Genomic DNA, 18,021 nt, shown 5'->3' on the forward strand with positions numbered 1-18,021 from the left:
TTATCCGGGCTCGCCCTGTTCGGGTGGGGCCGGGAGCTAGCGGGTGGAGCTCATGGCGACACCGCCGAGGATGAGGACCGCGCTCGCGCCGCCGAGGAGGCCGAACCGCTCGCCGAGGAGGGCGTACGAGAGGAGGGCGACGCAGACGGGCTGGAGGTAGTAGACGATCCCGGCGCGGGCGGCGCCGATCAGGGTGACGGCCTTGTTCCAGGCGAAGAAGGCCACGGCGGAGGAGAGCACGCCGACGTACACGAGCGGACCGACGGTGCCGGTGGTGGGCTCGAAGCCGCCCTGGACGGCGAGGCTGGCCCCGTACGCCGGGAGGAGCATGAGGGCGCCGAGGGCGAAGGTGGTGAAGAGGAGGGCGAGGCCGCCGAGTTCGGCGGGGCGGCGCTTGAGGAGTGCGCTGTACGCGGCGAAGCAGAGGGCCGCTGCCATGACCCAGAGGTCGCCGGTGGCGAGGTCGGGGGCGAGGGAGCCCTTGCTGACGAGGAGCACGACGCCGGCGCAGGCGATGAGCATGCCGGTGGTGCGGCGCGGGCCGAGGCGGTTGCCGCCGAGGCGGGCGAAGAGGGCCATGAGGACCGGGGAGGCGGCCATGATCATGCCCATGTTGCCGGCGGAGGTGGCGGTCCCGGCCTGGTTGACCAGGGTGTTGTAGACGGTGATGCCGAGCAGGGCGGCGAGGGTGAGGAAGCGGAGGTGACGGCGGATCAGGTGTCGCTGCCGCCAGGTCTCGCGGGCGGCGAGGGGGGCGACGGCCACGAGGGCGACGATCCAGCGCCAGAAGGCGGCCTGGACCGGGGGGACGGTGTCGTGGAGGGCGCGGGCGACGACGAAGCTGCCGGACCAGACGACGGTGGCGAGGAGGGCGAGGAGCACGCCGAGGCCGGCGCCCTTGGCGGGTGCCGGCCTCTCGGTGGGTGCGCTGTTCGTGGCGGTGGCTCCGGTGGGGTTGCGGGCGGTGTCCAGGCTCATGCCCCTTACCGTCGCACCGCCGGAACCTCCAGGTCCATCGAAACTTCCTGACCGTTTCCTTCAGCAGGGCTGAACGGTTCGGTCTCGACCGCGGCCTTCTCGGGGGCCTTGGGGGCGCGGGGACCCAGCTGGCCGGCCAGGGTGGCGCCGAAGGCGATCACCATGCCGAGGACCTGCACCGGGCCGAGGGCCTGACCGAGGGCCGCCCAGCCGATGACGGCCGCGGTGATCGGCGAGAGCGGGCCGAGGAGGGTGGCCGAGGAGGCGCTGAGCCGCTCGATGCCGCGGAACCAGAGGAAGTACGAGATCGCGGTGTTGCCGAAGGCGAGGTAGGCGTAGCCGGCCAGGTTGGTGCCGGTCAGGGCCGGCGGGGCGCCCTCGACGAGGAAGGCGATGGGCAGGATGACCAGGCCGCCTGCGGTGAGCTGCCAGCCGGTGACCGCGAGGGCGCCGACGCCCTCGGGGCGGCCCCAGCGCTTGGTGAAGACGATGCCGGCGGACATCGAGAGCGAGGAGAGCAGTCCGGCCCCCACGCCGATCAGATCGAAGGCGGCTCCGGCCTTGAGGACGACGAGGCTGACGCCGAAGGCGGCGGTGACGGCGGTGAGCAGGGCCTTCACCGTGGGCTTCTCGCCGAGGAAGAGGGCCGCGAGGCCGACGACGAAGAGCGGGCCGACGGAACCGACGACCGCGGCGACCCCGCCGGGCAGCCGGTAGGCGGCGAGGAAGAGCAGCGGGAAGAAGGCGCCGATGTTGAGGGCTCCGAGGACCGCGGACTTCCACCACCAGGCGCCCTGCGGGAGCTTGCGGGTGAGGGCGAGGAGGGCGAGGCCGGCGGGCAGGGCGCGCATGAGGCCGGTGAAGAGCGGCCGGTCGGGCGGCAGGAACTCGGTGGTGACGAAGTAGGTGGAGCCCCAGGAGATCGGGGCGAGGGCGGTGAGCGCGGTGACTGCTGCCTTGCGGGACATGACGGTTCCCCCTGCGGTGGAGCGCCGGAGCGGCGGGCGCCGACTGGCTTCGTGGTGATTAACTTACCACTAAGCTACTTCCTGGCAAGAGGCTTTTTCATAAGAGACTTTCTCGTAAGTGACTTGCTTGCGATCGAGGTGGGGAGAGGGGAACACTGAGGACATGAACACGCAGACCCCCGGCCACGACGCCGTCGACGCCATCACCGACCAGTGGGCGGCCGTCCGCCCCGACCTGGACACCCTGCCGATGGCCGTCTTCGGCCGCATCTACCGGTTGTCCAACGCCATGCGCGGCAGGGTGGACAAGGCGTACGCGCCCTACGGCATGGCGCTCGGGGAGTTCGACGTGCTCGCGACCCTGCGCAGGTCCGGAGAGCCCTACACGCTCTCGCCGCGCGAGCTGACCGCCACGCTGATGATCACCACCGGCGGCATGACCGGCCGCCTGGACAAGCTGGAGAAGGCCGGGCTGCTCACCCGCAGCCCCGATCCGAACGACCGGCGCGGGCTGCGCGTCACCCTCAGCGAGCGCGGCAAGGAGCTGGTGGACCAGGCCGTCGGGGCCGGCCTCGCGGAACAGCGGGCCGCCCTGGAGGCCGCGCTCACCGACCAGGAGGCGGACCAGCTGGCAGGACTGCTGCGCAAGCTGCTCGCGACCACCGTGTGACGCGACGGGACGGCGGGAAGGGCCCCGCGCGCGGGGGCCCCCGCGGAAGAGGGCGCCGACGCGCGCGAGGGCGCCGCACGGTACCTCGTACCGTGCGGCGCCCTCGGTGGAGATCTCGGAGGCGGTTACGCCTTCTTGGACTTGTCGAGCACCATCACCAGGCCGGCGATCACCAGGAACAGCACCAGCGGCGCCGCCACGTACAGGCCGAGGGTCTCGACGACACTCAGCTTGGGGGCCGGGTCGTCGCCGTCGTCGCGGGCGTTCGCGAGTGCCGGGGACGACATCAGCAGCATCATCAGCGTCGTACCGGCCGCGAGCGAGCCGGCGCGCAGTGCGTTCTTCTTGTCCACGGTGCAAACGTAGCGAACACCCGAACGGGCCGCGCGCCCGGGGGTGCCGTACGGGCGCCCGGGGGCACCGTCCGGGCGTCCACGGGGCGCCCGGGGGCGCCGTACGGACGTCCGCGGCCGCCGGGGGGCGCCGTACGGACGTCCGGGGCGTCCGTACCGGCGTCCGGGGCCTTCCCGGCGGCGTTCCCGGGCCTCCGTCCGTTCCCGGGCCTCCGTCCGTTCTCAGGCCTCCGTCCCGGCCCGGAGCTCGCGCAGCAGGCCGTGGGCCCGGGGCGAGGCGGCCAGCCGCTCCAGGGTGAGCGGCTGGCCGTCCGGACCCGCGAGGGGCAGCCGCCAGTTGGGGTACTGGTCCCAGGTGCCCGGCAGGTTCTGCGGTCTGCGGTCCCCCACCGCGTCCGGCAGCCAGACGCCGACCATCCGGGCCGGGGTGGCGAGCAGGAACCGGTGGACGGCCCTGATCTCGGCCTCCTCGTCCCCCGGCCCCTCCGGCAGCAGCCCCTTCCGCTCGAAGACGTCCAGCCACTCGGCGGTCTCCGCCGCGTCCGCCGCCCGCTCGCGCTCCAGGTCGCCGGCGAGCAGCCCGAGCCGGTGCCGCAGGCCGATGTGCTCGCCGGAGAGCCGGGCGGCGGTGGAGGGCAGGTCGTGGGTGGTGGCGGTGGCGACGCACTCCGCGCGCCACTCCCCCGCGGGCAGCGGCCGGCCGGTGCCCTCCCAGTCCCGCTCGAACCAGAGCACGGAGGTCCCGAACACCCCGCGCCGGGCCAGCTCCTCGCGCACGCCCGGCTCGACCGTGCCGAGGTCCTCGCCGATGACGAGGGCACCGGCGCGGTGCGCCTCCAGGACGAGGACCGCGAGCATCGCCTCGGCGTCGTACCGGACGTACGTGCCCTCGGTGGGCTCGCGGCCCTCCGGCACCCACCACAGCCGGAACAGGCCCATCACGTGGTCGATGCGCAGCGCGCCCGCGTGGCGGAGGAGTTCCCGGAGGAGTCCCCGGTACGGGGCGTAGCCGGCGGCGGCGAGGGCGTCGGGCCGCCAGGGCGGCAGGCCCCAGTCCTGGCCCCGGGAGTTGAAGGCGTCGGGCGGGGCGCCGACCGACATGCCGGCCGCGAAGGCCTCCTGCCCGGCCCAGGCGTCCGAGCCCTCGGGGTGGACGCCGACCGCCAGGTCGTGGACGATCCCGATCCCCATGCCGGCCTCACGGGCGGCCGCGGCGGCGTCGGCGAGCTGCCGGTCCGTCAGCCAGGCCAGCCGGCAGTGGAAGTCGACCCGGGCGGCCAGGTCGGGATCGGCGCACACGGCGGCCTCCGCGGTGCGCGGCGCGCGCAGCTCCTCGGGCCAGCTCCGCCAGTGGGGGCCGTGCCGCTCGGCGAGGGCCTGGTAGGTGGCGTGGTCCTCCAGGGCCCGGCCGCGCTCGGCGAGGAAGTCGTGGAACTCGGCGCGGCGCCCGGGGCCGGGCTCCACGGTGCCGAGCACCAGCTCCAGGGCCCGCCGCTTGACCTCCCAGACGGCGTCCCGGTCGATCAGGGCGCCCTTGTCGAGGACCTGTTCGCGCAGTTCGGCAGCCTCGGCGAGGATCCGGTCGAGCTCCTCGCGGCGCTCGGGCCCCACGAGGGCGTACTCGGGGACCTCCTCGATCCGCAGATGGACGGGGTCCGGGAAGCGGCGCGAGGACGGCCGGTACGGGGAGGGGTCGCTCGGCGCCCCGGGCACGCCCGCGTGGAGCGGGTTGACCTGGACGAACCCGGCGCCGTGCACACGGCCCGCCCAGGTGGCGAGCTCCCGCAGGTCGCCGAGGTCGCCCATGCCCCAGGAGCGGGTGGAGAGCAGCGAGTACAGCTGGACGAGCAGTCCGTAGGCCCGGCGCCCGGGACCGGGCACGCGCGCGGGGCTCACGATCAGGGTGGCGGTGGCCGCGCGTCCGTCGGGGGCCTGGGCCTCGACCGTGTGGACGCCGAGCGGCAGCCCGGACCAGTCCCGGCCGGTGATCACCGACCCGTCCTCGGTGGTGACCCGCAGGCGGGTGCCGGACGGCAGGTCGGCCGGCGGCCGGGCGGGCTCGCCGTCCTGCCACCGGATCAGGGTCGGCGGCAGCAGGCGCTCCCGGTCGGCCCGCTCCGCCGCGTCGAGGGCGGCGGCGACCGCCTCGGGACCGGCCGCGTCGACGCCCAGGGCTGCGAGGACGGCCACCACGGTGGCGTCCGGCACGGGCACGGTGACGCCTTCGGACGGGCTGTAGGCGGTGGCGACGCCGTGACGGGCGGCGAGACGGGCCAGGGTCACTTCACACTCCGGGGGACTCCGGGCCGCCCGCGCTGCCGGGGGCGGTGGGTTCGCTGGTCAGGGGTGCCGCCACGGCCAGCGGCGGCTCGCTGGTGAGGGGGGAGGCGTCGGGCAGGGGCGGCTCGCTGGTCAGCGGCTCACCGGCCGGTGCCGACTGCTGGGGGACGCGTATCCGTCCGAGGGGACGGGCGGTCGTGGTCACGGGGGTCTCCCGGTTCGTCTCGACAGGTTGGGCCTGGGCAATGACAGAGCCCTACCCAGCGCACCTCGTTTTACCGGCGGAACGTGGCGAAATGGCGTCACCTCGCCGACGGCTCGCCGGGCAAAGCCGACACATCGGCCACGCGCATTGACACCCCTGTACGACGGGTGGTGGGCTCGTGACCCACTCGTGACCAACCGGCGGAGTCGCCGGGGGCCTGTCTTCCGGATCGGGCCGGATCAGGGAGCGGGGCCCGGGCCCCGCGAGCCCGGCCCGACCCTGAAGGCAGGCCCCACCCCGGCCGAAGGGAGACCGTCCGTGCACCTCGGGCGCAGGAAGCGCACCGCGACGGCCGTCGCCGCCGCCGTCATCGGCGGTCTCCTCGGCGGCGCGGTGCCGGGCGCGGCGCAGGCGGCCCCGAAGACCCCCGCGACCCCGACGGCCCCGGCAACACCGACGGCCCCCGCCTCCCCGGCCGCTCCCACGGCTCCCGGCTCCCCCGCCGCTCCCGCCCCGCCCCCGGCCGGCACCACCGGCTCGGCCCCGGCCGCCGTCTGGCCCCGGCCGCAGTCCCTGACCGCCGCCGGGCCCTCCGTACGCCTCGGGGACGAGGTGACGCTGCTCGCCGACGCCGACGCCGATCCGTACGCCCTCGCCGCCCTGCGCGCGCTGCTGCGGGCCGCCGGAGTGCGGACCGTCCACACCGGCCTGCCGGGGCGGGGCCCGGTCCTGCGGGCCGCCGGGCCCTCCGGCGAGGGCGCCGAGGAGGCCCTGACCGCCCTGCGCGTCCCCGAGCGGCTCGACCTCCCGCGCGGCGGCTACCGGCTCGCGACGGGCCGCTTCCAGGGGCGGGACACCGTCGTCCTGGACGGCGTCGGCGAGGACGGCCTGTTCCACGCCGTGCAGACGCTGCGTCAGCTCCTCGGCACCGGGAGGGAGATCCCCGGCGTCGTCGTCCGCGACTGGCCCGGCACCGCCGAGCGCGGCATCACCGAGGGCTTCTACGGCCGCCCCTGGACCCTGGAACAGCGGCTCGCCCAGCTGGACTTCCTGGGCCGGACCAAGCAGAACCGCTATCTGTACGCGCCCGGGGACGACCCGTACCGCCAGGCGCAGTGGCGCGAGCCCTACCCGGCCGCGCAGCGGGACGGGTTCCGCGCGCTCGCCGAGCGGGCCCGCGCGAACCACGTGACGCTCGGCTGGGCCGTGGCGCCCGCCCAGTCCATGTGCCTGGCCTCGGACGGCGACGTGACGGCGCTGACGCGGAAGCTGGACGCGATGTGGGAGCTCGGGGTGCGCTCCTTCCAGCTCCAGTTCCAGGACGCGTCCTACGACGAGTGGCACTGCGACCGGGACGCCGACGAGTTCGGGCGCGGCCCGGAGGCCGCGGCCACCGCCCACGCGCGCGTGGCGAACGCCGTCGCCCGGCGGCTCGCCGAGCGGCACCCGGACGCCGAGCCGCTCACCGTGATGCCGACGGAGTACTACCAGGACGGCGCGAGCGCGTACCGGACGAAGCTCGCCGAGGCGCTCGACGCGGACGTGCGGGTGGCGTGGACGGGCGTCGGCGTCGTCCCGCGCACGATCACGGGCCGCGAACTGGCGGGCGCGCGCGCGGCGCTGGGCGACCACCCGCTGGTCACCATGGACAACTACCCGGTCAACGACTACGCCCAGGACCGGCTCTTCCTCGGCCCCTCCACGGGCCGCGAGCCCGCCGTGGCCGCCGGCTCCGCCGCCTTCCTCGCGCACGCCATGGAGCAGCCCGCGGCCTCCCGCGTCCCGCTCTTCACCACCGCCGACTACGCCTGGAACCCGAGGGGCTACCGGCCCCGGGAGTCCTGGCGGGCCGCGGTGGACGACCTGGCGGGGCCAGACCCCGCCGCCCGCGAGGCGCTGCGCGCGCTCGCCGGGAACGGCGCCTCGTCGATCCTCGACCCGTCGGGCGAGTCGGCCTACCTGAAACCGCTCCTGGCCGCGTTCTGGGCGTCCCGCACGGGCACCGGCACGGCCGCCGCGCGGGAGGAGGCGGCGCGCGGGCTGCGGGCCGCGTTCACCGCGATGCGCCGCGCCCCCGAGGGGCTCGCGGCCGCGGCCGACGGCACCCTCGACGACGAGACGGGCCCCTGGCTGGAGCAGCTCTCCCGGTACGGCCGGGCGGGCGAGGCGGCGGTCGACATGCTCCTCGCCCAGGCGCGCGGCGACGGCGCGGCGGCCTGGCGGGCGCAGCTGGACCTGGAGGAGCGGCGGAAGGAGCTGGAGGCGAGCCGGGTGACGGTCGGCCCGGGAGTCCTCGATCCGTTCCTCACGCGCGCGGTGGCGGAGTCCGCGGCCTGGACCGGCGCCGACCGGGCCCCGGCGGCCCGGGTCGACCGCGCCCCCGGCTCGTACACCGTGCGGCTCGACCGGGCCCGGCCCGTGGAGGCCGTGACGGTCATGGCCGAGCCGGGCGGGGCCGGCGGCCGGGGGGACGCGCGCGTGGAGGCGTACGTCCCGGGCGGCGGCTGGCGGCCGCTCGGCCCGCTGTCGTCGTCCGGGTGGACGCAGACCGAGCTGAAGGGGCTGACGGCGGAGGCGCTGCGGGTCGTGTGGAGCGGTGACGGTCCGGCTCCCGGGGTCCGCTCGCTGGTGCCGTGGTTCGCGGACGGGCCGCGGGTCGGTCTCGCGCTCGCCCGGACGGAGACGGACGCGGAGATCGGCGGCCCGGCGCAGCGGGTGGACCTGGAGCTGACGGGCCGCCGCGCGGGCGAGGTGCGCGGGGCGCTGACGGCGAGGGCCCCGAAGGGGATCGCGGTGCGGCTGCCGGCGCGGGCCGTGGTGGAGCGCGGCGCGCGGACCGGCGTCCCCCTGGAGGTGTCGGTGGCGGCGGGCGTGCCGGCCGGTTCGTACCGGGTGCCGGTGTCCTTCGCGGGCGAGGAGCGGATCCTGACGGTCCGGGCCTTCCCCCGGACGGCGGGCCCGGACCTGGCGCGGGCGGCGAGGGCCTCCTCCTCGGGCGACGAGACCCCGGACTTCCCGGCCTCCTCGGCGGTGGACGGCGATCCGGCGACCCGCTGGTCCTCGCCGGCGGAGGACGGCGCCTGGTGGCAGCTGGAGCTGCCCCGGCCGGAACGGATAGGGCAGGTGGTGCTGCACTGGCAGGACGCGTACGCCTCCCGTTACCGGGTCCAGGTCTCCGCCGACGGGCGGGTCTGGCGGACGGCGGCGACCGTCGCGGACGGCAGGGGCGGCCGGGAGTCGGTCCGGATGGACGCGGCGGACACCCGTTTCCTGCGGGTCCAGGGGGAGGCGCGGGCGACCCGCTTCGGCTACTCGCTCTGGTCGGTGGAGACGTACGCGGTGGCCCCGCAGAAGGAACGGAAGGGGGCCGGGGAGCGGAAGGAGCCGGAGGAGCGGAAGGAGCCGGAGGCGTCCGCGACGCCGAAGGCACCGGAGACGCCGTCCGGGGACGCGCCGGAGGAGCGGCCCGCCCCCTGAGGCGCGCGCCGCTCCGTACCGTGCCGGCGGAAGCCCCCGCGTACGCGAAGGGCCCGGCTCAACCCGTCGTCAGCGCCCTCACGGGGGCGTCCGCGACGGAGTCGATCCGGGCCATCACGTCCACGGCGCCGTACGGCTCCAGGTACGGCAGCCAGCGGGGGTCCCGGTGGCCGGTCCCGATGATCCGCCAGGCCAGGCCGGTCGGCGGGGCGGGTTGGTGCCGCAGCCGCCAGCCCAGCTCGCGCAGGTGCCGGTCGGCCTTGACGTGGTTGCAGCGGCGGCAGGCCGCCACCACGTTCTCCCAGGCGTGCGTGCCCCCCCGGCTGCGCGGGATGACGTGGTCGACGCTGGTGGCGACGGCCCCGCAGTACGCGCAGCGCCCGCCGTCGCGCGCGAAGAGCGCCCTGCGGGTCAAGGGAACGGGCCCCCGGTAGGGGACCCGCACGAAACGCTTCAGTCGCACCACACTGGGAGCGGGGAGGACTTGGGACTCGCTGTGCAGGAAGGCGCCGGACTCCTCGAGACAGAGGGCCTTGTTCTCCAGTACGAGGACGAGTGCGCGGCGGAGCGGTACGACGCCGAGCGGCTCGTACGACGCGTTGAGGACCAGGACGTGCGGCACGGATGCCTCCTATGACGCCGGCGGCGCGTGGCTCGCGCCGGGACGAACTGCTCTCAGTCTCTCCTCATGCCAGGTCGCTGCGCCACCACGTGGCGCGATCGGGGTGGTGGCCCCGGGGTGTTCTCGACCACATCGGCATCTCTCCCTGGTATGTGCCCAGGTGAGGTCGGTCTCTCCCTCGAACAGGGCTACGGGACCACGCCCGGTGCCCCGTTACTGTGGATGGCCTGCGTACGCGATGCCTGGAGGTTGTCCCGTGTCCTGGTCCGCCCTGGCGGCTGCCACCGAACCCGAACCGATGCCGGTGACCCTGGACGAGGCCGCGGAGAGGGCCACGAACGCGGCCAGCTGGGTGGAGGAGAACTGGTCCACCTGGCTGAACACCGGCCTGCGCATCCTGCTGATCCTGGTGGTCGCGCTGCTGCTCCGGATGGCCGTCCGGCGGGCCCTGACGAAGCTGATCGAGCGGATGAACCGCTCGGCGCAGGCGGTGGAGGGGACGACGCTCGGCGGCCTCCTCGTCAACACCGAGCGGCGGCGGCAGCGCTCGGAGGCGATCGGATCGGTGCTCCGCTCGGTGGCGTCCTTCCTGATCCTGGGCACGGCCGCGCTGATGGTCCTCGGCGCCTTCAAGATCGACCTGGCACCGCTGCTCGCCTCGGCGGGTGTGGCCGGTGTGGCGATCGGTTTCGGCGCGCGGAACCTGGTGACGGACTTCCTGTCCGGCGTCTTCATGATCCTGGAGGACCAGTACGGCGTCGGGGACTCGATCGACGCGGGCGTGGCCTCCGGCGAGGTCGTGGAGGTGGGCCTGCGGGTGACGAAGCTGCGGGGGGTGGACGGCGAGATCTGGTACGTGCGCAACGGCGAGATCAAGCGGATAGGGAACCTCAGCCAGGGCTGGGCGACGGCCGGCGTGGACGTGACCGTCCGGCCGACGGAGGACCTGGAGAAGGTGCGCGCCGTGATCGCCGAGGCGGGCGACGCCATGGCGAAGGAGGAGCCCTGGAACGAGCGCCTGTGGGGTCCGGTGGAGGTGCTCGGCCTGAACGAGGTGCTGCTCGACTCGATGACGGTCCGGGTCTCGGTGAAGACGATGCCGGGCAAGAAGCTGGGTGTGGAGCGTGAGCTGCGCTGGCGCATCAAGCGGGGTCTGGACGAGGCCGGCATCCGGCTCGTGGGCGGGATCCCGCCGCAGACCGAGGAGCCGGCGGCCGATCCGACGGCCGGGATGGCGGCCCCGTCGGTGTTCGCCTCGACGACCTCGCCGCAGTCGACGGCGGCGACCCCGCTGCCGAAGGACCTCGCCAAGTAGTCCCGGGCCGCTCCGGCCCCGCACGCCCCCGCAGGCAACGCTTCGGCCGCCTTCGGGGGTGTGTCGCGTCCCCGGTATTGACGGCTCGGTGACGGCCGCCTTACCTTCCTCCCAACCAGACAGGAAACTTTCCTAACAGTGTGCTTCACCGTACGAGGGCAGGTGCGAGTCCCATGGCCGCTACGACCCCGGGAACCCCCGGCACGCCCCGCGTCCTGCGGGCCATGAACGACCGCGCCGCCCTGGACCTGCTCCTGGAGCACGGCCCCCTCTCGCGGACCCGGATCGGCAAGCTCACCGGCCTGTCCAAACCGACCGCGTCCCAGCTGCTCGGCCGCCTCGAAGCGGCCGGACTCGTCGTCGCCACCGGCACCACCGAGGGCCGGCCCGGGCCGAACGCCCAGCTCTACGCGGTCAACGCACGGGCCGCGTACGCCGCCGGGCTCGACGTCGACCAGCACCGCGTCCACGCCGCCGTCGCCGACATCACGGGCGAGATCGTCGGCGCGTACGAGCTCCGCACCCCCGGCCGCTCCGCCTCCGGCGTCGTCCGCCAGGTCACCGACGCCCTCGCCGGGGCCGTCGCGGAGGCCGGCGTCGCCCTCGAGGACGTGCGGCGCCTGGTCATCGGCACCCCGGGCGCCTTCGACCCCGCCACCGGGCGCCTGCGGTACGCCTCCCACCTGCCCGGCTGGCACTCCCCCACCCTCCTGGAGGAGCTGGCCGCCGCCCTCCCCATGCCGTTCGAGTACGAGAACGACGTCAACCTCGTCGCCGTCGCCGAGCAGCGCCTCGGCGCCGCCCGGGGCCACACCGACTTCGCCCTGCTGTGGAACGAGGGCGGGCTCGGCGCCGCCCTCGTCCTCGGCGGACGGCTGCACCGCGGCTTCACCGGGGGCGCCGGCGAGCTCGGCTTCCTGCCCGTGCCCGGCACCCCGCTCGTCCGACAGGTCACCAAGGCCAACTCCGGCGGCTTCCAGGAGCTCGCGGGCATCCAGGCCGTGCCCCGGCTCGCCCGCGCCGCCGGGATCGAGACGCCCGACCACCCCTACGTACCGGTGGTGACCGGGCTGCTGTCCCGGGCCGCCGAGACCCACGAGGACGATCCCCGGTACGCGGAGCTGCTCGACCGCTACGCCGAACGCCTCGCCACCGGACTCGCCTCCCTCGTCGCCGTCCTCGACCCCGAACTGATCGTGCTCTCCGGAGACGCCCTCGTCACCGGCGGAGAACCCCTCCGCGCGCGCGTGCAGTCCGAACTCGCCGACCTCGCCCCTTCCCGGCCGCGGCTCGTCCTCTCCGCCGTGCGCCGGAGCCCCGTGCTGCGCGGCGCCCTCGAAAGCGCCCTCGCCACCACGCGCGACGAGGTCTTCGACACCTCGCGCTGACCGTCCCCGCTTCTCCGCCAAGCCCGACACCCGTCCCGCAGGGAGACCCGCCATGCCCGTACGTCCGCGCAGAGCCGCCGCCGCGCTCGCCGCCACCGCCTCGATCGCCCTCTTCGCCTCCGCCTGTACCGGCTCCGCGAACAACGCGGCCACCGACGACCCGAACGCGCGGACGACGATCACGTTCTGGCACGGCTGGTCGGCGCCCTCCGAGGTCAAGGCGATCGAGGACGACGTCGCCCGCTTCGAGAAGGCCCACCCGAACATCAAGGTGAAGGTCGTCGGCGACATCAACGACGAGAAGCTCGGCCAGGCGCTGCGCGCGGGCGGCTCGAACGGGCCGGACGTCGTGTCCTCGTTCACCACCTCCAACGTCGGCAAGTTCTGCTCCTCGGGCGCGCTCGCCGACCTCGCGCCCTTCATAGCGAAGTCGAAGCTGGACCTGGACAAGACCTTCCCGAAGGTCCTCCAGGAGTACACCCAGTTCGAGGGCAGGCGGTGCGCGATGCCGCTGCTCTCCGACGCGTACGGCCTCTACTACAACAAGGACGCCTTCAGGAAGGCCGGCCTCGACCCCGAGGCCCCGCCGAAGACCTGGTCCCAGTTCGCCCAGGTCGCCGAGAAGCTCACCAAGCCCAAGGGCGACTCCTACGAGCAGCTCGGCTTCATGCCGACCTACCTCGGCTACGAGACGGTCGTCGAGCACTACATGTCGCAGTGGGACCACGCGTACTTCGACGAGAACGGCAAGTCGAACGTCGCCAAGGACCCGGCCTTCGCCGAGATGATGACGTACCAGAAGTCCCTGGTGGACTCCCTCGGCGGCTTCGAGAAGCTCGACAGGTACCGCACCACCTTCGGCGACGAGTGGGGCACCAAGCACCCGTTCCAGACCGGTCAGGTCGCCATGCAGCTCGACGGCGAGTGGCGGCTGAACTTCATCGAGCAGGCCGGGGTGAAGTTCGACGTCGGCGTCGCCCCGCTGCCGGTCGCGGACGACGAGATCGCCGAGTACGGCAAGGGCTACCTCTCCGGCACGATCATGGGCATCGCGCCGCAGAGCAAGAAGCAGAACGCGGCCTGGGAGCTGGTCAAGTACATGACCACGGACACCGACGCCGTGGTGGGCTTCGCGAACGCCATCGGGAACGTGCCCTCCACCTTCGAGGCCCTGAAGTCCCCGGACCTGAAGTTCGACGACCGCTTCAAGGTCTTCCTGGACATCGCCCGGCACCCGGAGTCCACCACCCCGGACGGCGCCGTGAACGGCCCCGCCTACCAGGAGACCCTCTCCGCCCTCGCCCACAAGTACGAGAGCGGGAAGATCACGGACCTCAAGAAGGGCCTCGCGGACGCCGCCGCCCAGATCGACCGCGACATCGCCGCCGCGAAGTAACCCGCCATGACCACCTACACGCTCCGCGCGAAGCGGCGGCGCAACGCGCTGCGCGCCGCACTGTTCATGTCGCCCTGGCTGATCGGATTCGGCTTCTTCTTCGCCTATCCGCTGATCTCCACGGTGTACTTCTCGTTCATGCGCTACGACGGCCTCAACCCGCCGACCTGGCGCGGCACGGAGAACTGGGCGTACGTCTTCTCCGACCTGCCGAAGTTCTGGCCGGCGATGCAGAACACCCTCTGGCTGGCGGTCGTCATGGTGACCTGCCGGGTCGTCTTCGGCCTCGGCGTCGGCATGCTGATCACCAAGATCAAGCAGGGCGCCGGGATCTACCGCACCCTCTTCTACCTGCCGTACCTGGCGCCGCCGGTGGCCGCCACGCTCGCCTTCGTCTTCCTGCTCAACCCCGGCACCGGACCGGTCAACTCGTTCCTGGAGGCGGTCGGCGTCCCCGCCCCCTCCTGGTTCAACGACGCGGACTGGGCCAAACCGGCCCTCACGGTCCTCGCCGTGTGGGGCGTCGGCGACCTCATGGTCATCTTCATGGCCGCCCTGCTCGACGTGCCGAAGGAGCAGTACGAGGCCGCGGAACTGGACGGCGCGTCCCCCTGGCAGCGGTTCCGGTACGTCACGCTGCCGAACATCTCGCCGATCGTGCTCTTCGCGGTCGTGACCGGGGTCATCGGCGCGATGCAGTACTACACCCAGCCGATCGTGGCCGCCAAGGTCGCCTCGGGGGTGATGGGCGGCTCCGGCGCCCCCTTCCAGCCCGGCTACCCGGACGACTCCACGCTGACCCTCCCGCAGCTGATCTACAGCCTCGGCTTCAGCCAGTTCAACTACGGCGCGGCCTGCGTGGTGGCGCTCGTGCTCTTCGCCTTCTCCATGGCCTTCACCGCGCTGCTGATGCGGCGGCGCGGCGGCCTGATCGGCTCGGGTGACTGAACCATGACGACCGCAACCGCCACCGCCCCCTCCCCCGTCCGGAGCGCGGCGAGCCCCGCCGGGAAACGGGCCCGCCGCAGGGCGCTGCTGCACTGGATCGCCGTGCACGCGCTCGGCATCGCCGCCGCCCTGTTCTTCGTCCTCCCGTTCGTCTTCGTCTTCCTGACCTCCCTGATGGGCGACGAGCAGGCGCTCACCCGGGACCTGACGCCGAACTCCTGGCACTGGGACAACTACGTCCGGGTCTTCGAGACGGACGGCTTCCTGATCTGGTGGAGGAACTCCCTGCTGTACGCGGGACTCGGCACCGTGCTCGTCGTGGTGTCCTCGATCCCCGTGGCGTACGCGCTCGCGAAGTTCCGCTTCCGGGGCCGGCACCTGTCGCTGCTGCTCGTCATCGCCACGATGATGCTGCCGCCGCAGGTCGTGATCATCCCCATGTACCTGTTCTGGGCGAAGCAGATGGACCTCTCCGGCACGCTGTGGCCGCTGATCGTCCCGATGGCGTTCGGCGACGCCTTCGCCGTCTTCCTGCTGCGCCAGTTCCTGCTGACCATCCCGAACGAGTACGTCGAGGCCGCCCGGATCGACGGCTGCGGCGAACTGCGCACCCTGGTGCGGGTCGTGCTCCCGATGGCGAGGCCCGGCATCGCCGCCGTCGCCCTCTTCCAGTTCTTCTACTGCTGGAACGACTACTTCGGGCCGCAGATCTACGCCTCCGAGAACGCGGCCGCCTGGACGCTCAGTTACGGCCTGGAGTCCTTCAAGGGCGCGCACCACACCGACTGGAATCTGACCATGGCCGCGACCGTCCTGGTCATGGCCCCCGTGATCCTCGTGTTCTTCTTCGCGCAGAAGGCGTTCGTCGAGGGAGTCACCCTGACCGGAGTGAAGGGCTGATACGAGATGAAGCTCGCTGTCGTGGGGGGCGGTTCCACCTACACCCCCGAACTGATCGACGGATTCGCGCGCCTGCGCGACACCCTGCCCCTCACCGAACTCGTCCTCGTCGACCCCGCCGCCGAACGCCTGGAGCTCGTCGGCGGCCTGGCCCGGCGGATCTTCGCCAAGCTGGACCACGACGGCGAGGTCGTCACCACGAGCGACCTCGACGCCGGGGTCGAGGGCGCCGACGCCGTCCTGCTCCAGCTGCGGGTCGGCGGCCAGGCCGCCCGCGAGCAGGACGAGACCTGGCCGCTGGAGTGCGGCTGCGTCGGCCAGGAGACGACGGGTGCCGGTGGTCTGGCGAAGGCGCTGCGGACGGTGCCGGTGGTGCTCGACATCGCCGAGCGGATCCGCCGGGCCAATCCCGACGCCTGGATCATCGACTTCACCAACCCCGTCGGCATCGTCACGCGCGCGCTGCTGCAGGCCGGGCACAAGGCCGTCGGCCTGTGCAACGTGGCCATCGGCTTCCAGCGGAAGTTCGCGGGGCTCCTCGGCGTGACCCCGTCCGAGGTCCACCTCGACCACGTCGGGCTCAACCACCTGACCTGGGAGCGGGCGGTACGGCTCGGGGGCCCCGAGGGCGAGGACGTGCTGCCCCGGCTGCTCGCCGCGCACGGCGACGCGATCGCCGGGGACCTCCGCCTGCCGCGGGCGGTCCTGGACCGGCTCGGCGTCGTCCCCTCGTACTACCTGCGGTACTTCTACGCGCACGACGAGGTGGTGCGGGAGCTCGGCACGAAGCCCTCGCGGGCCGCCGAGGTCGCGGCGATGGAGCGGGAGCTCCTGGCGATGTACGGGGACCCGGCGCTCGACGAGAAGCCGGCCCTGCTCGCCCGGCGCGGCGGCGCCTTCTACTCGGAGGCGGCCGTCGACCTGGCGGCCTCCCTGCTGGGCGGCGGGGGCTCGCCGTACCAGGTGGTGAACGCGTACAACAACGGCACGCTGCCGTTCCTGCCGGACGACGCCGTGATCGAGACGCAGGCGGCGGTCGGCCCCCACGGCGCCACGCCGCTGCCGGTCGCGCCCGTCGACCCGCTCTACGCCGGTCTCGTCGCGAACGTCACGGCCTACGAGGACCTGGCCCTGGAGGCGGCGCTGCGCGGCGGCCGGGACCGGGTCTTCAAGGCGCTGCTCGCCCACCCCCTGGTGGGGCAGTACGCGTACGCCGACGGGCTCACCGACCGGCTGATCGCGCACAACCGGGAGCACCTCGCGTGGGCGTGAACCTGAACGGGGCCCTCCTCGCGGTCGACGCGGGGAACAGCAAGACCGACGTCGCGGTGGTCTCCCGGGACGGGACCGTCCTGGGGGCGGCGCGCGGCGGCGGGTTCCAGCCCCCCGTGGTGGGGGTGGGAGCGGCGGTCGACGGACTCGTGGAGATCGTCGGGAGGGCCTGCGCCGAGGCGGGGGTCCCCGCGGAGTTCGCGCACGTCACGGCCTGTCTCGCCAATGCCGACCTGCCCGTCGAGGAGGCCGCGCTCCGGGAGGAGCTGCTCGGCCGGGGCCTGAGCCGCTCCGTCCGGGTCCACAACGACACCTTCGCCATCCTGCGGGCCGGGCTCGACGAGCCGCGGGGCGTGGCCGTGGTGTGCGGGGCCGGGATCAACTGCGTCGGGATGACCCCGGACGGGCGGACCGCGCGCTTCCCCGCGATCGGGAAGATCTCCGGGGACTGGGGCGGGGGCGGCGGACTGGCCGACGAGGCCCTGTGGTCCGCGGCGCGCGCCGAGGACGGGCGGGGGCTGTCCACCGTCCTCGCCGACGCGCTGCCCGCGCACTTCGGCCTGGAGTCGATGTACGCGCTGATCGAGGCGCTGCACCTGGGCGGGATCCCGATGGCGCGGCGGCACGAGCTGGCACCGGTGCTGTTCGCGGTCGCGGCCGGGGGCGATCCGGTGGCGCTGTCGATCGTGCACCGGCAGGCCGAGGAGGTCGTCGCCATGGCGGCGGTCGCGCTGCGCCGGCTCGGTCTCCACCGCGAGGAGGCCCCGGTGGTGCTGGGCGGCAGCGTGCTCGCCGCGCGCCACCCGCAGCTGGAGGAACGGATCCGCGAACTCCTCGCGGCGCGGGCGCCGAAGGCGGTGATCGGCTTCGTGACCGCGCCGCCGGTCCTCGGCGCGGGCCTCCTCGCCCTGGACGAGGAGGCGGCGGGCCCGGAGGCGAAGGCCCGGCTGCGGGAGCGGTACGAGGGCTGAGGGGGTGGGTGCGGGGCGTTCCGTCGGATGCGGCGGGGCGCCCCGCACGCATGTTCACCTGTTCGAGCGATGGCCGATACGGAACCGATCCGGGCCGGGTGACGTGTTCGAAGTGAGGGGTTCGCCCGCTGATGCGTGGGGGGCATGGGGCACGGTAGGCACAAGATCCAGTCAATCCCGGTGTGCGGACGGCCCCCTGCGGCCATACTGCTGGCCGGGTGGTCCACCACCGGAACCGGACTCACCGGCCGGCCGGAGGGACCGACGTCAGCGACCGA

At 73.9% G+C, this 18,021-nt stretch carries 15 protein-coding genes; 9 read left to right on the plus strand and 6 right to left on the minus strand.

Features of this window, described 5'->3' with window-relative positions:
- Window positions 1-36: 36 nt before the first annotated feature.
- Window positions 37-978, minus strand: a complete 942-nt coding sequence (locus IE180_RS11375; RefSeq protein ID WP_190156690.1) for a DMT family transporter — start codon at window positions 976-978, stop codon at window positions 37-39.
- 5 nt (window positions 979-983) lie between these two features.
- Window positions 984-1,946 carry an EamA family transporter gene (locus IE180_RS11380; protein WP_190156691.1) on the minus strand — a complete coding sequence of 321 codons (963 nt, stop codon included), beginning with the start codon at window positions 1,944-1,946 and terminating at the stop codon, window positions 984-986.
- A 163-nt stretch (window positions 1,947-2,109) separates the two neighbouring features.
- Between IE180_RS11380 and IE180_RS11385 the strand changes: the two genes are divergently transcribed.
- Window positions 2,110-2,616, plus strand: a complete 507-nt coding sequence (locus IE180_RS11385) for a MarR family winged helix-turn-helix transcriptional regulator (RefSeq protein WP_190156692.1) — start codon at window positions 2,110-2,112, stop codon at window positions 2,614-2,616.
- Window positions 2,617-2,741: 125 nt separating this feature from the next.
- Here the strand turns inward: IE180_RS11385 and IE180_RS11390 are convergent, their stop codons facing one another.
- The 3 genes from IE180_RS11390 to IE180_RS11400 all read right to left on the minus strand — a co-directional run bounded on the left by IE180_RS11390 (window position 2,742) and on the right by IE180_RS11400 (window position 5,454).
- Complete coding sequence (locus tag IE180_RS11390; RefSeq protein ID WP_030685064.1) at window positions 2,742-2,969, minus strand: hypothetical protein; 228 nt, start codon at window positions 2,967-2,969, stop codon at window positions 2,742-2,744.
- Between the two features lie 222 nt (window positions 2,970-3,191).
- Complete coding sequence (malQ, locus tag IE180_RS11395) at window positions 3,192-5,252, minus strand: 4-alpha-glucanotransferase (protein ID WP_190156693.1); 2,061 nt, start codon at window positions 5,250-5,252, stop codon at window positions 3,192-3,194.
- 1 nt (window position 5,253) lies between these two features.
- Window positions 5,254-5,454 carry a hypothetical protein gene (locus tag IE180_RS11400; protein ID WP_190156694.1) on the minus strand — a complete coding sequence of 67 codons (201 nt, stop codon included), beginning with the start codon at window positions 5,452-5,454 and terminating at the stop codon, window positions 5,254-5,256.
- 318 nt (window positions 5,455-5,772) lie between these two features.
- Here IE180_RS11400 and IE180_RS11405 point away from each other — a divergent pair, with 318 nt between their 5' ends.
- Window positions 5,773-8,931, plus strand: a complete 3,159-nt coding sequence (locus IE180_RS11405; RefSeq protein ID WP_190156695.1) for a glycoside hydrolase family 84 protein — start codon at window positions 5,773-5,775, stop codon at window positions 8,929-8,931.
- A 58-nt stretch (window positions 8,932-8,989) separates the two neighbouring features.
- Here IE180_RS11405 and IE180_RS11410 read toward each other — a convergent pair whose 3' ends face one another.
- On the minus strand, window positions 8,990-9,553 hold the full coding sequence (locus tag IE180_RS11410; protein WP_190156696.1) for an HNH endonuclease: 564 nt from the start codon (window positions 9,551-9,553) through the stop codon (window positions 8,990-8,992).
- A gap of 238 nt (window positions 9,554-9,791) precedes the next feature.
- Here IE180_RS11410 and IE180_RS11415 point away from each other — a divergent pair, with 238 nt between their 5' ends.
- The 7 genes from IE180_RS11415 to IE180_RS11445 all read left to right on the plus strand — a co-directional run bounded on the left by IE180_RS11415 (window position 9,792) and on the right by IE180_RS11445 (window position 17,743).
- Window positions 9,792-10,868, plus strand: coding sequence for a mechanosensitive ion channel family protein (locus tag IE180_RS11415; RefSeq protein ID WP_373302728.1), 1,077 nt, complete (start codon window positions 9,792-9,794; stop codon window positions 10,866-10,868).
- 173 nt (window positions 10,869-11,041) lie between these two features.
- Window positions 11,042-12,256, plus strand: a complete 1,215-nt coding sequence (locus IE180_RS11420; protein ID WP_190156697.1) for an ROK family transcriptional regulator — start codon at window positions 11,042-11,044, stop codon at window positions 12,254-12,256.
- A 52-nt stretch (window positions 12,257-12,308) separates the two neighbouring features.
- Window positions 12,309-13,652 (plus strand): ABC transporter substrate-binding protein, encoded by a 1,344-nt coding sequence (locus IE180_RS11425; RefSeq protein WP_190156698.1) that lies wholly within the window; start codon window positions 12,309-12,311, stop codon window positions 13,650-13,652.
- A 6-nt stretch (window positions 13,653-13,658) separates the two neighbouring features.
- Window positions 13,659-14,600, plus strand: a complete 942-nt coding sequence (locus IE180_RS11430) for a carbohydrate ABC transporter permease (RefSeq protein ID WP_190156699.1) — start codon at window positions 13,659-13,661, stop codon at window positions 14,598-14,600.
- Window positions 14,601-14,603: 3 nt separating this feature from the next.
- Window positions 14,604-15,500 carry a carbohydrate ABC transporter permease gene (locus tag IE180_RS11435; RefSeq protein ID WP_190156700.1) on the plus strand — a complete coding sequence of 299 codons (897 nt, stop codon included), beginning with the start codon at window positions 14,604-14,606 and terminating at the stop codon, window positions 15,498-15,500.
- Window positions 15,501-15,506: 6 nt separating this feature from the next.
- Window positions 15,507-16,772: a 6-phospho-beta-glucosidase gene (locus IE180_RS11440; protein WP_190156701.1), complete on the plus strand. Its 1,266-nt coding sequence runs from the start codon at window positions 15,507-15,509 to the stop codon at window positions 16,770-16,772.
- On the plus strand, window positions 16,769-17,743 hold the full coding sequence (locus IE180_RS11445; protein WP_190156861.1) for an N-acetylglucosamine kinase: 975 nt from the start codon (window positions 16,769-16,771) through the stop codon (window positions 17,741-17,743). Before IE180_RS11440 ends, IE180_RS11445 begins: the two co-directional genes overlap by 4 nt.
- The last annotated feature ends 278 nt before the right edge of the window (window positions 17,744-18,021 follow it).

It is taken from the genome of Streptomyces litmocidini (assembly GCF_014649755.1).
GTDB lineage: Bacteria > Actinomycetota > Actinomycetes > Streptomycetales > Streptomycetaceae > Streptomyces > Streptomyces litmocidini.